Below are 14,715 nucleotides of genomic sequence, written 5' to 3'. Positions count from 1 at the left end.
CCCAACAGCGTGCACGCACCAACCCCGCCGACCCCCACCGTTCCAACCACCCCGAAGGACGGCGTACTAGGTCAAGACCCTTGCAGCTGATGCCTATGTCAATGTTCCACCCATGAGCTACCGGCGAGCACGAACGGCTCGATCCGGCGCCTGGAAGGCCCGAAAGCCTCCAGATGCTCCTTAGAAAGGAGGTGATCCAGCCGCACCTTCCGGTACGGCTACCTTGTTACGACTTAGTCCTAATCACCGATCCCACCTTCGACGGCTCCCTCCACAAGGGTTAGGCCACCGGCTTCGGGTGTTACCGACTTTCATGACTTGACGGGCGGTGTGTACAAGGCCCGGGAACGTATTCACCGCAGCGTTGCTGATCTGCGATTACTAGCGACTCCGACTTCATGAGGTCGAGTTGCAGACCTCAATCCGAACTGAGACCGGCTTTTTGGGATTCGCTCCGCCTTACGACATCGCAGCCCTTTGTACCGGCCATTGTAGCATGCGTGAAGCCCAAGACATAAGGGGCATGATGATTTGACGTCATCCCCACCTTCCTCCGAGTTGACCCCGGCAGTCTCACATGAGTCCCCACCATAACGTGCTGGCAACATGCGACGAGGGTTGCGCTCGTTGCGGGACTTAACCCAACATCTCACGACACGAGCTGACGACAACCATGCACCACCTGTAACCGAGTGTCCAAAGAGTTCCACATTTCTGCGGCGTTCTCGGTCATGTCAAGCCTTGGTAAGGTTCTTCGCGTTGCATCGAATTAATCCGCATGCTCCGCCGCTTGTGCGGGCCCCCGTCAATTCCTTTGAGTTTTAGCCTTGCGGCCGTACTCCCCAGGCGGGGCGCTTAATGCGTTAGCTACGACACGGAAACCGTGGAAAGGTCCCCACATCTAGCGCCCAACGTTTACGGCGTGGACTACCAGGGTATCTAATCCTGTTCGCTCCCCACGCTTTCGCTCCTCAGCGTCAGTAAGTGCCCAGAGACCTGCCTTCGCCATCGGTGTTCCTCCTGATATCTGCGCATTCCACCGCTACACCAGGAATTCCAGTCTCCCCTACACCACTCAAGTCTGCCCGTACCCACTGCAGGCCCGAGGTTGAGCCTCGGGATTTCACAGCAGACGCGACAAACCGCCTACGAGCTCTTTACGCCCAATAATTCCGGACAACGCTCGGACCCTACGTATTACCGCGGCTGCTGGCACGTAGTTAGCCGGTCCTTTTTCTGCAAGTACCGTCAAGAAACCCGAAGGCCCCCCTTCTTCCTTACTAAAAGCGGTTTACAACCCGAAGGCCGTCATCCCGCACGCGGCGTTGCTGCATCAGGCTTGCGCCCATTGTGCAATATTCCCCACTGCTGCCTCCCGTAGGAGTCTGGGCCGTGTCTCAGTCCCAGTGTGGCCGGTCACCCTCTCAGGCCGGCTACCCGTCGACGCCTTGGTGAGCCATTACCTCACCAACAAGCTGATAGGCCGCGAGTCCATCCCAAACCGAAAAAACTTTCCACCCCAAGCGATGCCGCTCAAGGTCCTATCCGGTATTAGCTCCGATTTCTCGGGGTTATCCCAGAGTCCAGGGCAGGTTACTCACGTGTTACTCACCCGTTCGCCACTAATCCACCCAGCAAGCTGGGCTTCATCGTTCGACTTGCATGTGTTAAGCACGCCGCCAGCGTTCGTCCTGAGCCAGGATCAAACTCTCCAAAAAAAATGGTTCAACCAACCCCGAAAGGCCAGTCAAGTTCAATCACTGACAGAGAAACAACTGACAAAAAAACATCAAATTGTCCATCAATCAAAGGAAACCCGTCCCCCACCAAAAGGCAGAAAACACGGGGTTCAAAAAATTGGCATTGAACATAGTGCACGCTGTTGAGTTCTCAAGGAACGGACGCACCCGCTTCGCGGTCGCCGATGGCGACCGATCATCCGGGGCGATGTTCGTCAATCCACCCGGCGATCCCGTGGGACCTGCTCCGGATGCTTCGAACCCGGGACCCTGCACGAGGATCGGGGATTCGGGATCGTGCCGCTTGAGGAGGCGAAGCTTCTCGCTTCACTCGCTCCTGTGGGGCAACGAATGAATACTTTACGGAGATCCGGGTGGCGCTGCAACTCGGTGCCACATCCCGGGCGTGTCGCGCTTCAGACCGCCCAAGACGGCCGGTCGGCGCCCCACCGATGCGGCGCCCGGGACCATTCCACGGGCCCGCTCGGCGAAGCGATCGCCGGGGCCGCGATCCGTTGCGCGCCCGTCTGGCCGGACAGGGTCACGGCGTGCGAATCGCGCGCGGCGTCATCCAGTCCGGTCGGCCGCGGCTCCGCGGACCGCGGCAATCCCAGCAGCTCTGCGGCGGTGCGCCGGAGCGACAGCCGCGCCAGCCATGTCCCGCCCGGCGCGACCCGGCGACGGAGCAGCGTGGTGATCGCGGCGGCGAGCAGGTATCCGCTCGCGTGGTCGAGCGCCTGTGCGGGCAGCGCTCCGGGCGCATCCGGCTCTCCCTCGAGGAGGGCGATCCCCGATGAGGCCTGGACGAGACTGTCGAATCCGCCCCGTTCCCCCGCCCGGTCGCCGAAGCCCCACGCGGACAACTGCCCGATCACGAGCCCGGGGTGGCGCTCCGCGAGTGCCGCCGGGTCGAGACCGAGTCGCGCGAGCGCGGCGGGGCGATAGCCGAGCACGACGGCGTCGGCCCCGGCGAGCAGGTCCTCGAGGTCCGCGGCGCCGGCGGCCGTCCGCACGTCGAGCAGCGCCGACCGCTTGCCCGGTCCGCCCTCCAGGTGCTGCCACTCGAGTTCGGCCGGCGCCGGCGGGTCGATGCGCAGCACGTCCGCGCCCAGCAGGGCGAGCGTCCGCGTGGCGACCGGCCCGGCGATGACCCGCGTGAGGTCCACGACCCGGATGCCCCCGAGCGGGAGCTCGGGAACGGGCGAAGGGTCGGGAGCCGGTGCGGCGTCGCCGAGCCGCGAGATCTCGATGAGCGGGCGTCGCCTCAGCTCGTGGTCCGCACGCAGATCCTCCGCGGCCACCACCACGCACATGCCGCCGGCGCCGGTCACCGCCTCGGCGAGCTCGGCTGCCGACCGCCTCGCCACTGCGGCATCGATCGCCGCGGCATCCGCCTGCTCGTCGACGCCCAGCACGCGCCGAAGCGCGGCGGCGTGATGCGGGTAGTTGCCGTGCGTGCGCACCCATCCGTCTCGCGCACGGCGGAACCCCGAGAGCGGTGACCACACCGCCGGTGCCGCACCGTCGAACCGCGCGACGCGTTCGCTCTGGAAGGCGGTCGCGATCCGCGGCCCGTCGAGCCGCAGGGACCCCGGCCCCGCGACATCGGCCCAGGCGGCCGCGGTCGCGGCGGCGACGGATGCCGCGGCGAGCGACGACACGTCGAGCCGCGCCGGCAGCGGGACCTCGGGCAGCGGCGCGAGCACCTCGAGCTCGGCGGCGTCGCGACCGAGTTCCGCCCACACTCGCGCGAGGAGTCCATCCGCCGCCTCGCGCGTCATCGTCGACTACCGGACGAACACGCCCGCGAGCGTCTTCTTGCCGCGACGGAGCACCGCCATGCCGCCGCCGTCGACCCGGGCGCCGATCACGGCCGCCTCGTCGTCGATCCGCACGTTGTCGACCGAGACGCCGCCCTGCGCGATCGCGCGGCGCCCCTCGCTGAGACTCGCCACGAGGCCGGTGTCGACGAGCACCTGCACGACCGTGGCATCCGCCGTCGTCTCGGTGTGCGGCAGCTCGCGGAGCGCGGCTTCGAGGGTGGCGCGGTCGAGCCCGTCGAGCTCGCCCTGGCCGAAGAGCGCCTGGGAGGCGGCGACGACGGACGCCGTGGCATCCGCGCCGTGGACCAGCGTCGTCACCTCGTGCGCGAGCACCTTCTGCGCCTCTCGGCGGAACGGCTCGCTCGCGACCTTCTCGGCGAGTTCCTCGATGCGCGCGCGGCTCAGGAAGGTGAAGACCTTGAGTCGGCTGATCACGTCGGCGTCGTCGGTGTTGAGCCAGAACTGGTAGAAGCGGTACGGGCTGCACATGTCGGCGTCGAGCCAGATCGCGTTGCCCTCGCTCTTGCCGAACTTGGTGCCGTCGGAGTTGGTGATGAGCGGCGTGCCGATCGCGTGCACGTGGACGCCCTCGACGCGGTGGATGAGGTCGGTGCCGCTCGTGAGGTTGCCCCACTGGTCGCTGCCGCCGGTCTGCAGCCTGCAGTCGTACTGGCGGAACAGCTCGAGGTAGTCGAAGCCCTGCAGGATCTGGTAGCTGAACTCGGTGTAGCTGATGCCCGCGTCGGAGTTGAGACGCGAGGCGACGGCGTCCTTCTTCAGCATGGTGCCGACGCGGTAGTGCTTGCCGATGTCGCGGAGGAAGTCGATCGCGGAGAGGCCTGCGGTCCAGTCGAGGTTGTTCACCATGCGGACCGCGTTCTCGCCCTCGGCGGAGAGGAAGCGCCGCACCTGCGCGTCGAGGCGGCCGACCCATTCGGCGACCGTCTCCTTGGTGTTCAGCGTGCGCTCTGCGGTGGGGCGCGGATCGCCGATGAGACCCGTCGATCCGCCGACCAGGCCGAGGGGCTTGTGGCCGGCGAGCTGGATGCGGCGGAGCGTGAGGATCTGCACCAGGTTGCCGAGGTGGAGGCTCGGAGCGGTCGGGTCGAACCCGCAGTAGTAGGTGATCGGCTCGCCGGCCAGGAGTTCCTTCAGCGCGGCCTCGTCGGTCGAGACGTGGACGAGCCCGCGCCAGCGGAGCTCCTCCCAGACGTCGTCGAACGACGGGTCGTTCTGCTGCGTGGCGAGGATCGCGGGGTCTGACACGAGTGCAAGGGTAGCAGCGGCGATCATTCCAGCCTGTGAAGCCTGGGAGCTTGATCGCAGTTGATCAATGCTGTATCCTTCATCTCGAGGGATCAAGATCTCGCCCTTCACCGGGCGGATGCCGAAGGAGCCACGATGTACGTCGTCACCGCCGACCAGGTGGGAAGCCGCACCGACGTCGATCGGTCCGCGGCCATGCAGCGGGAACTCCAACAGCGATTCGGCGAGCGCCTCGAGCTCCCCGTCGACCAGACGGCGGGCGATGAGCTGCAGGTGCTCACGGGCGACGCCGAGACCGCGACCGACCTCGTGCTCCATCTCGCCCGCGACGGGCACTGGAGCATCGGGCTCGGGGTCGGCGACGTGCGCGAGCCGCTCCCCGATGCCGTCCGCAAGGCGACCGGCGGCGCCTTCTTCGCCGCGCGAGAGGCCGTCGACGCGGCCAAGCGCGCCGAGGCGCGTTTCGCATTGCGCGCGGAGGATCCCCAGGCCGGGCTGCTTCCCGCGAGCGAGGTCGAGGCGATCCTCCGACTGCTGCTGCTCCTCCGCGACCGGCGCACCCCGCAGGGATGGGAGGCGGTCGACCTCGTGCGATCGGGTCGCACCCAGAAGCACGCCGCCGAGCTCCTGGGCATCTCGGATGCCGCGGTGAGCCAGCGCCTGCGGACCGCGATGTGGTCGGCCGACGACGACGCCCGACCCGCGGTCGTGCGGTTGATCGCCTCCCTCGACGGGCACGACACGGGCAGCTGATCGGCCGGCGCATCCGTCTGCCGCCGACGGTCCGGGACGCGCCCGGCCGTCTCCCCCGCACGTCCGGGGCCGTCGCTATGCTCGACCCGACCCCCGGGCCACCCGGACCCGAACCCGGCCCGAACCCGGGAGAGCGGAGGACCAGTGAACGTCGTCGGTGCGATGTCGGCCGTCGGATGGGCGGTGATCGTCGTCGCGCTGGGCGCCTCGGCGGTGTTCTCCGTCCTGGCGTACCTGCGCCCCCGACCCATCCACCTGTGGCCGGCGGCGGGGGCCCTGGCGCTCGCGATCGTCGCCGCCTCGACCGTGCCCGACGACGTGCCCATGGTCGCGGCACCGCTCGTCGGCCTCCTCGGCATGGTGATCGCCGTGTTCGGCGGCAGCCCCGCCGCAGCGACCGCCCTGCAGATGGCGATGGGGTCCAGCACGCCGCCCGGCGCGCACGGCGGCATCCTCGTCGCGGTCCGCTCCGACGAGGCGATCGCGGCGGGCGTCGCGCCGGTCCGCCGCGAGGTGCTGCGGGGCGGCCTCACGATCGGCGTGCTCGAGCGGCTCGCCGCCGCGGGCACGATCATCGCGGGCTTCCCCGAGGGGCTCGCGATCGTCGTGGCAGTGAAGGGCGTGGGTCGTTTCACCGAACTCGAGGCACCCGAGGCCCGCGAGCGGTTCATCATCGGCACGTTCGCGAGCCTCATCTGGGCGTGCGCCGCGGCGCTCGCCGTGCACGTCTCGATCCGCTGAGTCGCCGCCCGGGCGGCCGCGCTCCCCCGGCGGTCAGTGCGACTTCGGATGGCGCCGGTAGGCCGAGACGCCCGGATCGCCCGGCAGCCAGAACCGCCACGGGTACGCCTCCGCGCCGCCGGCGCCGCTGATGCCCGTGCGCGGACCCGTCGCATGCGCGAGCGGTCCCGCCGGGACCTCGAGCGCGAACGGCGGCGCGAGCAGGTCCGAGCCGTTCGCGGCGAGCGGCACGCCGAGCGCCTGCGCGAGGCGTGCCGGCCCACGTGCGAGGTCGCGATCCGTGGAACGCGGGCGCCGCGACCGCGCCAGGTCGAGCCCGTCGACGACGGTGCCCCCGCGGAGCAGGACGCCTGCGGACGTGCCGGGCACGCCCGCGACGATGTTGATGCACACGTGCATGCCGTACGTGAAATACGCGTAGAGGTGCCCGCCGTCGCCGAACATGACCGCGTTACGCGCGGTCCGTCCGCGGAACGCGTGCGATCCCGGGTCGACGCCGACGCCGCGGTAGGCCTCGACCTCCGACAGGCGCACGGCGACCCGGCCCTCATCGGCGTCGAACGCGAGCACCGCGCCGAGCAGCCGCGGCGCGAGCTCGACGGGGTCGCGACGGAACCACGCGCGATCGGGGCGCACGAGCTCCGCGCGCTCCGCGTGCGCCGCCGGCCGCGGCATCCGCCCGCTCGTTCCCATCGCCGGGTCCTGGCTCAGTCGTCCCCGCCGGGCAGGAACGACACGAGGTGGCGCACCCGGTCGGCGAGCGCCGCGAACTGCGTCTCTACCCGAGCCGGCGCGGTGCCGCCGATGCCGTCGCGGCTCGCGACCGATCCCTCGATCGTGAGCACCTCGCGGACCTCGGGCGCGAGGTGCGGGGAGATCGCCGCGAGCGCGGCGTCGTCGACCTCGTGCAGCTCGAGCCCGTGCTCCTCGGCGTACCGGACGAGCGCGCCGGTGATCTCGTGCGCGTCCCGGAACGCCACGCGTCGCTTCACGAGCCACTCGGCGACATCCGTCGCCAGCGAGAACCCGGCCGGTGCGAGCTCGGCCATCCGCTCGGTGTGGAACGTCAGCGTCGCGACCATGCCGGTGAAGGCCGGCAGCAGCACCTCGAGCGTCTCGACGGAGTCGAAGACGGGCTCCTTGTCCTCCTGCAGGTCGCGGTTGTACGCGAGCGGCAGCGCCTTCAGGGTCGCGAGCAGTCCCGTGAGGTTGCCGATGAGCCGGCCGGACTTGCCGCGTGCGAGCTCGGCGATGTCGGGGTTCTTCTTCTGCGGCATGATCGACGACCCGGTCGAGTAGGCGTCGTCGAGGGTGACGAAGCCGAACTCGCGCGTGTTCCAGAGGATGATCTCCTCCGAGATGCGGGAGAGGTCGATGCCGATCATCGCGGCGACGAACGCGAACTCGGCGACGACGTCGCGGCTCGCGGTGCCGTCGATCGAGTTCTCGGCCGGGCGCGCCAGCCCGAGGTCGCTGGCGACGGATGCCGCGTCGAGGCCGAGCGTCGACCCGGCGAGCGCGCCGCCGCCGTAGGGCGAGACGTCCGCGCGCTTCATCCAGTCGACGAGCCGCTCGAGGTCGCGCGAGAGCGCCCAGCCGTGCGCGAGCAGGTGGTGCGCGAGGAGCACGGGCTGCGCGTGCTGCAGGTGCGTGCGACCGGGCATGATCGCGTCGCGGTGCGCGTCGGCCTGGGAGGCGAGCGCGTCGATGAGGTGGACCAGCTCGCGGCCGATCGTGGCGGCGTGGTCCTTCAGGTAGAGGCGGACGAGCGTCGCGATCTGGTCGTTGCGGCTGCGGCCGGCGCGCAGCTTGCCGCCGAGCTCGGGGCCGACCTCGGCGATGAGGGCCGCCTCGAGCGCACCGTGCACGTCTTCATCGGACTCGGCGGCGACGAGCTCGCCCGAGACGGACTTCGCCTCGAGGGCGTCGAGGCCGACGAGCATGCGCGTGAGCTCCTCGGTGTCGAGGTACCCGGCCGCGGCGAGCGCGCGAGCGTGCGCGCGCGAACCGGCGAGATCGTAGGGCGCGAGCTGCCAGTCGAACTGCGTCGACTTCGACAGCCGCTGCAGTTCGGGTGCCGGCCCGCCGGCGAAGCGGGCGCCCCAGAGCGAGCCCTCGTTGGTGCCGTGCTGCTCGGTCATGCTCACGCGTCCTTCCTGGCGAGGAGCCACACGAGCAGCGCCTTCTGCGCGTGCAGGCGATTCTCCGCCTCGTCCCAGATGATCGACTGCGGTCCGTCGATGACGTCTGCGGCGACCTCGTACCCCCGGTCGGCGGGCAGGCAGTGCATGAAGACGGCGTCGGGCTTCGCGAGCGACATCAGCTCGGCGTCGACCGTGTACGCGCCGAACGTGGCGACGCGGTGCGCCTTCTCGTCCTCCTTGCCCATCGACACCCACGTGTCGGTGACGATCACGTCGGCGCCGGCGGCGGCCTCCGCCGCGTCGGTGTGGAGCGCGACCGATCCCCCGGTCCCGGCGGCGATGCGGTCGGCGTCGGCGATGACGGATGCCGCGGGGGCGAACTCCTCGGGCGAGGCGACCCGCACGTGCATGCCGGCGGTCGCACCCGCGAGCACGTACGACTGCGCCATGTTCGACGCCCCGTCGCCGAGGAACGCGACCGTGAGGCCCGCCAGCTCGCCCTTGTGCTCGCGGATCGTCAGCAGGTCGGCGAGCAGCTGGCACGGGTGGAAGTCGTCGGACAGGGCGTTCACGACCGGGACGGTGGTCCCCGCGGCCATCTCGTCGAGCCCGGACTGCGCGTACGTGCGCCACACGATGGCCGACACCATCCGCTCGAGCACGCGCGCCGTGTCCGACGGCGTCTCCTTGCCGCCGAGCTGGCTGTTCGCGGTGGAGATGACGAGGGGCGAGCCGCCGAGGTCGGCGATGCCGACGGCGAAGGAGACGCGCGTGCGGGTCGAGGACTTGTCGAAGATGACGGCGACGGTCTGCGGGCCGGCGAGCGGCGTCTCGGCCCAGCGGTCGGCCTTGAGACGGACCGCCAGGTCGAGGATCTCGGCCTGCTCGGCGGGGGTGATGTCGTCGTCGCGGAGGAAGTGGCGGGTCATGCGTGCTCCGTTCTGCGCGGGGCGGGCGGGGTGGTCTGGGTGGTCTGCGTGCGTCGGATGGTCGGCATGATGCGGGTGCCTGGTCGGTGGACGATCACCGGGTCGCGGCGACCGCGTCGAGCGCGCGGCGGAACCGGTCGGTGAACTCGTCGAGCTCGGCATCGCCGATCGTGAGCGGCGGGGCGATGCGGATCGTGGAGTCGTTCGCGGCGTTCACGATGAGTCCCGCCTGCATCGACGCGGCGGAGACGTCGGTTGCGACCGGCCCGGTGAGGGCGACCCCTGCGAGCAGTCCGCGCCCGCGCATCCCGGCGACCAGCGGGGAGCCGAGGCCGAGCACGCGCTCCCGCAGCTCGTGGCCGCGGCGCGCGGCGTTCTCGACGAGCCCGGCGCGCTCGATCTCGGCGAGGACCGCGTCGGCGACCGCCGTCGAGAGCGGGTTGCCGCCGTAGGTCGAGCCGTGCTGGCCTCGGGAGAAGAGGTCGGAGGCGTGCCCGAAGGTGATGAGCCCACCGATCGGGATGCCGCCGCCGATGCCCTTCGCGACGGTGATCGCGTCGGGCAGGATGCCCGCGTGCTGGAATGCGAACCACTCGCCCGTCCGCCCGGCACCCGTCTGCACCTCGTCGATGATCAGGAGCGCGCCGTGCCGCCGCGTGAGGTCGCGGGCCGCCTGCAGGTAGCCGTCGGGCAGCTCGAGCACGCCCGCCTCGCCCTTGATGGGCTCGAGGATCAGCGCCGCGACCGACTCGTCGATCTCGGCTTCGAGCGCCTCGAGCGTCGACGGGATGTGCGCCACTCCGCCGGGCAGCGGTTCGAACGCGTCGCGCATCGCGGGCTTGCCGGTCAGCGCGAGCGAGCCCATGGTCCGGCCGTGGAACGCGTCGACGAGGGCGAGCACGCGCGTACGCGCACCGCCCGAGTTGTTGAGGCGCGCGAGCTTGAACGCGGCCTCGTTCGCCTCCGCGCCGGAGTTGCCGAACCAGACGCGCCCGGCCTCGCCCGCCCCGGAGAGACGTGCGAGCCGATCCGCGAGCGCGAGTGCCGGGTCGGTGGCGAAGTAGTTCGACACATGGGCGAGGGTGCCCGCCTGCCGCGAGACCGCCTCGACGAACACGGGGTGGGCGTGCCCGAGCGAGTTCACCGCGATTCCGGCGAGGAAGTCGAGGTACCAGGTCCCCGCGTCATCCTGCACCCAGGCGCCCTCACCGCGGACGAGCTTCGCGAGCGGCGTCCCGAGCGTCTTCATCATGCGGCGCGAGTAGTGCGCGCGCCAGTCGTTCGCTCCGGTCACGAGGTCGCCCCCGCGGAGCGGCCCGACGCGGCATCCGTCGTCGGGTCGGCGGCAGCGCTCGTCGCAGCGGCGGGCACCACCTCGGTGCCGATGCCCTGCCGGGTGAAGATCTCGAGCAGGATCGAGTGGGGCACGCGTCCGTCGATGATCGCGGCCTTCGGCACGCCGCCCGCGACGGCCTCGAGGCACGCCGTCATCTTCGGGATCATGCCCGACTCGAGCGACGGCAGCAGCGCCTCGAGCTCGGGCACGTCGATCTCGGAGACGAGGGAGTCGCGGTTCGGCCAGTCGCGGTAGAGGCCGGCGACGTCGGTCAGGATGACGAGCTTCGCGGCACCGAGCGCCACGGCGAGCGACGCCGCAGCGGAGTCGGCGTTCACGTTGAGCGACTGGCCGGGATGGTCCAGGTCGGGCGCGATCGACGACACGACCGGGATGCGTCCGGCGTCCACCTGCGCGTGCACCGCCTCGGGATCGACTCCGACGACATCGCCGACCAGTCCGAGGTCGACCTCGACGCCGTCGACGATCGCGCCGCGGCGGCGTCCACGGAAGAGCCCCGCGTCCTCGCCGGAGAGGCCGGCGGCGAGCGGGCCGTGCTCGTTGATGAGGCTGACGAGCTCGCGGTTCACCTGGCCCGACAGCACCATCCGCACGACGTCCATCGTCTCGGGGGTCGTGACGCGGTAGCCGCCACGGAACTCGCTCGCGATGCCGAGCCGGTCGAGCATCGACGAGATCTGCGGACCGCCTCCGTGCACGACCACGGGCCGGATGCCGGCGAACCTGAGGTAGACCATGTCCTCCGCGAACGCGCGCTGGAGCTCGGGGCTCACCATGGCGTTGCCGCCGAACTTCACGACGATGGTCTCGCCGTGGAACCGCTTCAGCCACGGCAGCGCCTCGATGAGCGTGCCGGCCTTGCGTGCGGCGGCCGCGGCGTCGGCGCGCGCGTCGGCATCGGAGTCGGTCGGCGCGGACGTCGCGGGCACGGCGGCGTCGGGGGTCATCTGCTCCTCGCTCATGCTCAGCTCGAGTACGCGCTGTTCTCGTGCACGTAGTCGTGCGTCAGGTCGTTCGTCCAGATCGTGGCGGATGCCTCGCCCGCGTGCAGCTCCACGAGCACGTGCGTCGCGCGCGGGGTGAGATCGACGTCGTCGCGCGGACGGTCGGGCCGGCCGGCGTGGCAGACACGGACCCCGTTCATGGTCACGTCGACGAGGTACGGGTCGAAGGGCGCCGAGGTGGTGCCGATCGCGGCGAGAACGCGCCCCCAGTTCGGATCGTTGCCGAAGACGGCCGCCTTGAAGAGGTTGTTGCGAGCGACGGAGCGTCCCACCTCGACCGCGTCCTCCTCGGTGACCGCGCCGCGCACCTCGATCGCGATGTCGTGGCTCGCACCCTCGGCGTCCGCCTGCAGTTGCAACGCGAGATCGCGGCACGCGGTCGTGAGCGCCTCCGCGAACGTCTCCGGGTCGGGCTCGACGCCCGACGCGCCGGACGCGAGCAGCGTGACCTGGTCGTTCGTCGACATGCAGCCGTCGGAATCGAGGCGGTCGAACGTGACCCGTGCGGCCTGCCGGAGGGCCGCGTCGAGGCCGGCAGACTCGACGACCGCGTCGGTCGTGAGCACGACGAGCATCGTCGCGAGCCCGGGGGCGAGCATGCCCGCACCCTTCGCCATGCCGCCGATGCGCCATCCGTCGACGACGACCTCGACGGTCTTCGGCTTCGTGTCGGTCGTCATGATGGCGCGCGCCGCGTCGGCGCCTGCGGCGTCGTCGCCCGCGAGGCGGTTCGCCGCGGACAGCACGCCCTCCTCGAGCACCTCGCCGTCGAGCTGATCGCCGATGAGCCCGGTCGAGCAGACGAGCACGTCTCCCGCCGAGACGCCCAGGGCGGATGCCGCGGCCTCCGCCGTGCGGTGCGTGACCTGGAACCCCTCGGGGCCCGTGAAGCAGTTCGCGCCGCCCGAGTTGAGCACGATGGCGGCGACCGTGCCGTCCTGGATGACCTGCTCGGACCACAGGACGGGGTTCGCCTTCGCGCGGTTCGAGGTGAAGACCGCGGCGGCCGCCTTCGATGGGCCGCGATTGACGACCACGGCGAGGTCGAGCGCGCCGGACCGTTTGATGCCGGCCGCGATGCCCGCCGCGTCGAATCCCTGGGGTGCGGTCACGCTCATGGTGCGACTCCGTTCACGGGCAGGCCGGTCGCCTCCGCGAGGCTGAGGGCGATGTTGGCGGACTGGATGGCGGCGCCGGCGGTGCCCTTCACCAGGTTGTCGACCGCGGTGACGACGACGACGCGACCGGCCGCCTCGTCGACCGCGAGGCCGATGAGCGCGGTGTTCGCGCCGAGCACGTCGGCGGTGCGAGGGAACTGCCCCTTCGGGAGGACCTGGACGAAGGGCTCCCCCGCGTACGCGTCCTCCCAGGCCGCACGGACGGCCGCGGCATCCGTTCCCGGTACCACCCGGGCGGTCGAGGTCGCGAGGATGCCGCGCGACATCGGCACGATCACGGGCGTGAACGAGATCGTCGGCGCGGCCGCGCCCGCCCAGCGCAGCGCCTGCTGGATCTCGGGGATGTGCCGATGCGTGCCGCCGACGGCATACGGGTTCGCGGAACCGAGGATCTCGGAGCCGAGGAGATGCGCCTTCAGCGCCCGCCCGGCGCCCGACGGACCGACCGCGAGCACCGACACGAGGTCGGCATCCTCGATGACGCCGGCGCGGATGCCCGGCGCGAGCGAGAGCGCGACCGTCGAGGCGTTGCAGCCCGGCGCGGCGATGCGCCTCGTGCGAGCCAGCCGGGTGCGCTGCGTGCCCGACATGCGCGGCAGTTCGGGCACGCCGTATTCCCACGCGCCGTGGAAGTCGCCGCCGTAGAACGCCGCCCAGTCGCCGGCGTCCTCGAGCCGGTGGTCGGCGCCGCAGTCGATGACGAGCGTGTCCGCGGGGAGCTGTGCGGCGATCGCGCCCGACGCGCCGTGCGGGAGCGCGAGGAACACGACGTCGTGGCCGGCGAGGGTATCGGCCGAGGTCTCCTTGAGCGTGAGGTGCGTGTAGCTGCGCAGGTGCGGCTGGACCGCGGTGAGGGGCTGGCCCGCGTTCGAGTGCGCGGTCACGGTCCGCACGTCGAACTCGGGATGATCGGCGAGGAGCCGCAGCAGCTCGCCGCCCGCATAGCCGGACGCGCCGGAGACGGCGACGGTAAACGTCATGGAATCCACCTTATGGGCTGATCGGTCGGGGGTGACGGCTCCGGCGACGCCCAGGGCGGCAGGCTCAGGCCGCCGCGGGAGTCGCCTGGATTCGGCGCTCGCCCCGACGTCGGCCGCGCAGCACGACGGCACGCAGGACGCGTGCGACGTCGGCGGGCCGGGCGGTGGACATGCAGCGACCCTAGTCCCGCGGGTCCGCCCGACGCAAAACGATGACGCGCCCGTGGAACGCATGGCGCCGTGGAACGATGGCGCCCGACGGGTCAGAGGTCGTCGCCGCGCGTCCGCACCCAGGCGCGGTCGACGAGCGACTCCAGCACGCCGAGGTCGATCGTCGAGAGACGGCCGACCCAGAGGCATCCGGCCCCGACCTTGACCGAGCCGAGCCGGTCGATGAGCTCGTCCGCCCCCGGCGTCTGCAGGCCGTACAGCGAGATCGATGCCTTGCGCGGCGAGAAGCCGACGACCGGCGTATCGCCCTCGCGTCCCGAGTCGTAGCGGTAGTGGTGCAGGCCGTATCCGACGATCGACGGCCCCCACATGACCGCATCGGTGTCGGTCACGCGGTCGAACAGCTCGCGGAGGACGAAGCCGTCCTCCCGCCGACCCGCGGGCTCGACCGCGCCGAGGAACTCCGACACCGAGGCCCCCGTGGGGACCGTCTTCGCTTCGGCCATGGGGCCAGCGTACGCCTGGCCGAACGGTCCCGCCCGGCGGATCCCGGCGCGGCGCCGCCGGTCCTCCATCGAACGACCGGCCCGCGTCGGAACCTCGACGACCCGCGTCACGCGCGACGCCCCG

12 protein-coding genes and 1 rRNA gene are annotated in these 14,715 nt (G+C 70.8%); 2 read left to right on the top strand and 11 right to left on the bottom strand.

Annotated features, from left to right (window positions below):
* Positions 1-184 precede the first annotated feature (184 nt).
* The 3 genes from ACULK2_RS07935 to tyrS all read right to left on the bottom strand — a co-directional run bounded on the left by ACULK2_RS07935 (position 185) and on the right by tyrS (position 4,828).
* Positions 185-1,718, bottom strand: a 16S ribosomal RNA gene (locus ACULK2_RS07935).
* Between the two features lie 437 nt (positions 1,719-2,155).
* Complete coding sequence (locus tag ACULK2_RS07930) at positions 2,156-3,520, bottom strand: CoA transferase (protein WP_445969076.1); 1,365 nt, start codon at positions 3,518-3,520, stop codon at positions 2,156-2,158.
* Between the two features lie 6 nt (positions 3,521-3,526).
* Positions 3,527-4,828, bottom strand: a complete 1,302-nt coding sequence (tyrS, locus tag ACULK2_RS07925) for a tyrosine--tRNA ligase (protein WP_445969077.1) — start codon at positions 4,826-4,828, stop codon at positions 3,527-3,529.
* 135 nt (positions 4,829-4,963) lie between these two features.
* On the opposite strand from tyrS, the gene ACULK2_RS07920 reads away from it, so the two are divergent.
* Together ACULK2_RS07920 and ACULK2_RS07915 are read left to right on the top strand one after the other, a co-directional pair.
* Positions 4,964-5,581: a DNA-binding protein gene (locus tag ACULK2_RS07920; protein WP_445969078.1), complete on the top strand. Its 618-nt coding sequence runs from the start codon at positions 4,964-4,966 to the stop codon at positions 5,579-5,581.
* Positions 5,582-5,725: 144 nt separating this feature from the next.
* The gene (locus ACULK2_RS07915) at positions 5,726-6,322 is read left to right on the top strand and encodes a hypothetical protein (protein ID WP_445969079.1); all 597 of its coding nucleotides are present in this window, start codon (positions 5,726-5,728) and stop codon (positions 6,320-6,322) included.
* 33 nt (positions 6,323-6,355) lie between these two features.
* Here ACULK2_RS07915 and ACULK2_RS07910 read toward each other — a convergent pair whose 3' ends face one another.
* From ACULK2_RS07910 to ACULK2_RS07875, 8 genes are all read right to left on the bottom strand, one after another.
* Positions 6,356-6,997, bottom strand: a complete 642-nt coding sequence (locus ACULK2_RS07910; protein WP_445969080.1) for a DNA-3-methyladenine glycosylase — start codon at positions 6,995-6,997, stop codon at positions 6,356-6,358.
* A 32-nt stretch (positions 6,998-7,029) separates the two neighbouring features.
* Positions 7,030-8,463 (bottom strand): argininosuccinate lyase, encoded by a 1,434-nt coding sequence (argH, locus tag ACULK2_RS07905; protein WP_445969081.1) that lies wholly within the window; start codon positions 8,461-8,463, stop codon positions 7,030-7,032.
* 2 nt (positions 8,464-8,465) lie between these two features.
* Positions 8,466-9,395: an ornithine carbamoyltransferase gene (gene argF, locus ACULK2_RS07900; RefSeq protein ID WP_445969082.1), complete on the bottom strand. Its 930-nt coding sequence runs from the start codon at positions 9,393-9,395 to the stop codon at positions 8,466-8,468.
* 94 nt (positions 9,396-9,489) lie between these two features.
* Positions 9,490-10,689 carry an acetylornithine transaminase gene (locus ACULK2_RS07895; protein WP_445969083.1) on the bottom strand — a complete coding sequence of 400 codons (1,200 nt, stop codon included), beginning with the start codon at positions 10,687-10,689 and terminating at the stop codon, positions 9,490-9,492.
* Entirely contained in the window at positions 10,686-11,699 is a 1,014-nt protein-coding gene (gene argB / locus ACULK2_RS07890; RefSeq protein ID WP_445969441.1) for an acetylglutamate kinase, read from the bottom strand. The genes ACULK2_RS07895 and argB overlap by 4 nt, the downstream gene beginning before the upstream one ends.
* Positions 11,700-11,716: 17 nt before the next feature.
* Positions 11,717-12,874 carry a bifunctional glutamate N-acetyltransferase/amino-acid acetyltransferase ArgJ gene (gene argJ, locus ACULK2_RS07885; protein ID WP_445969084.1) on the bottom strand — a complete coding sequence of 386 codons (1,158 nt, stop codon included), beginning with the start codon at positions 12,872-12,874 and terminating at the stop codon, positions 11,717-11,719.
* Positions 12,871-13,914, bottom strand: a complete 1,044-nt coding sequence (gene argC, locus ACULK2_RS07880) for an N-acetyl-gamma-glutamyl-phosphate reductase (protein WP_445969085.1) — start codon at positions 13,912-13,914, stop codon at positions 12,871-12,873. Before argC ends, argJ begins: the two co-directional genes overlap by 4 nt.
* A gap of 263 nt (positions 13,915-14,177) precedes the next feature.
* The gene (locus tag ACULK2_RS07875; RefSeq protein WP_445969086.1) at positions 14,178-14,591 is read right to left on the bottom strand and encodes a DUF1801 domain-containing protein; all 414 of its coding nucleotides are present in this window, start codon (positions 14,589-14,591) and stop codon (positions 14,178-14,180) included.
* Positions 14,592-14,715 lie beyond the last annotated feature (124 nt).

Source organism: Agromyces molybdatiresistens (assembly GCF_052748445.2).
This window is presented reverse-complemented; position numbering and strand designations above follow the sequence as displayed.

Bases quoted from the DNA above. Each gene is read 5' to 3' on its own strand.
- argC (WP_445969085.1), bottom strand. From the start codon at position 13,914: ATGACGTTTACCGTCGCCGTCTCCGGCGCGTCCGGCTATGCGGGCGGC.
- ACULK2_RS07910 (WP_445969080.1), bottom strand. From the start codon at position 6,997: ATGCCGCGGCCGGCGGCGCACGCGGAGCGCGCGGAGCTCGTGCGCCCC.
- argJ (WP_445969084.1), bottom strand. From the start codon at position 12,874: ATGAGCGTGACCGCACCCCAGGGATTCGACGCGGCGGGCATCGCGGCC.
- argH (WP_445969081.1), bottom strand. From the start codon at position 8,463: ATGACCGAGCAGCACGGCACCAACGAGGGCTCGCTCTGGGGCGCCCGC.
- argF (WP_445969082.1), bottom strand. From the start codon at position 9,395: ATGACCCGCCACTTCCTCCGCGACGACGACATCACCCCCGCCGAGCAG.
- ACULK2_RS07920 (WP_445969078.1), top strand. From the start codon at position 4,964: ATGTACGTCGTCACCGCCGACCAGGTGGGAAGCCGCACCGACGTCGAT.
- ACULK2_RS07875 (WP_445969086.1), bottom strand. From the start codon at position 14,591: ATGGCCGAAGCGAAGACGGTCCCCACGGGGGCCTCGGTGTCGGAGTTC.
- ACULK2_RS07930 (WP_445969076.1), bottom strand. From the start codon at position 3,520: ATGACGCGCGAGGCGGCGGATGGACTCCTCGCGCGAGTGTGGGCGGAA.
- argB (WP_445969441.1), bottom strand. From the start codon at position 11,699: ATGACCCCCGACGCCGCCGTGCCCGCGACGTCCGCGCCGACCGACTCC.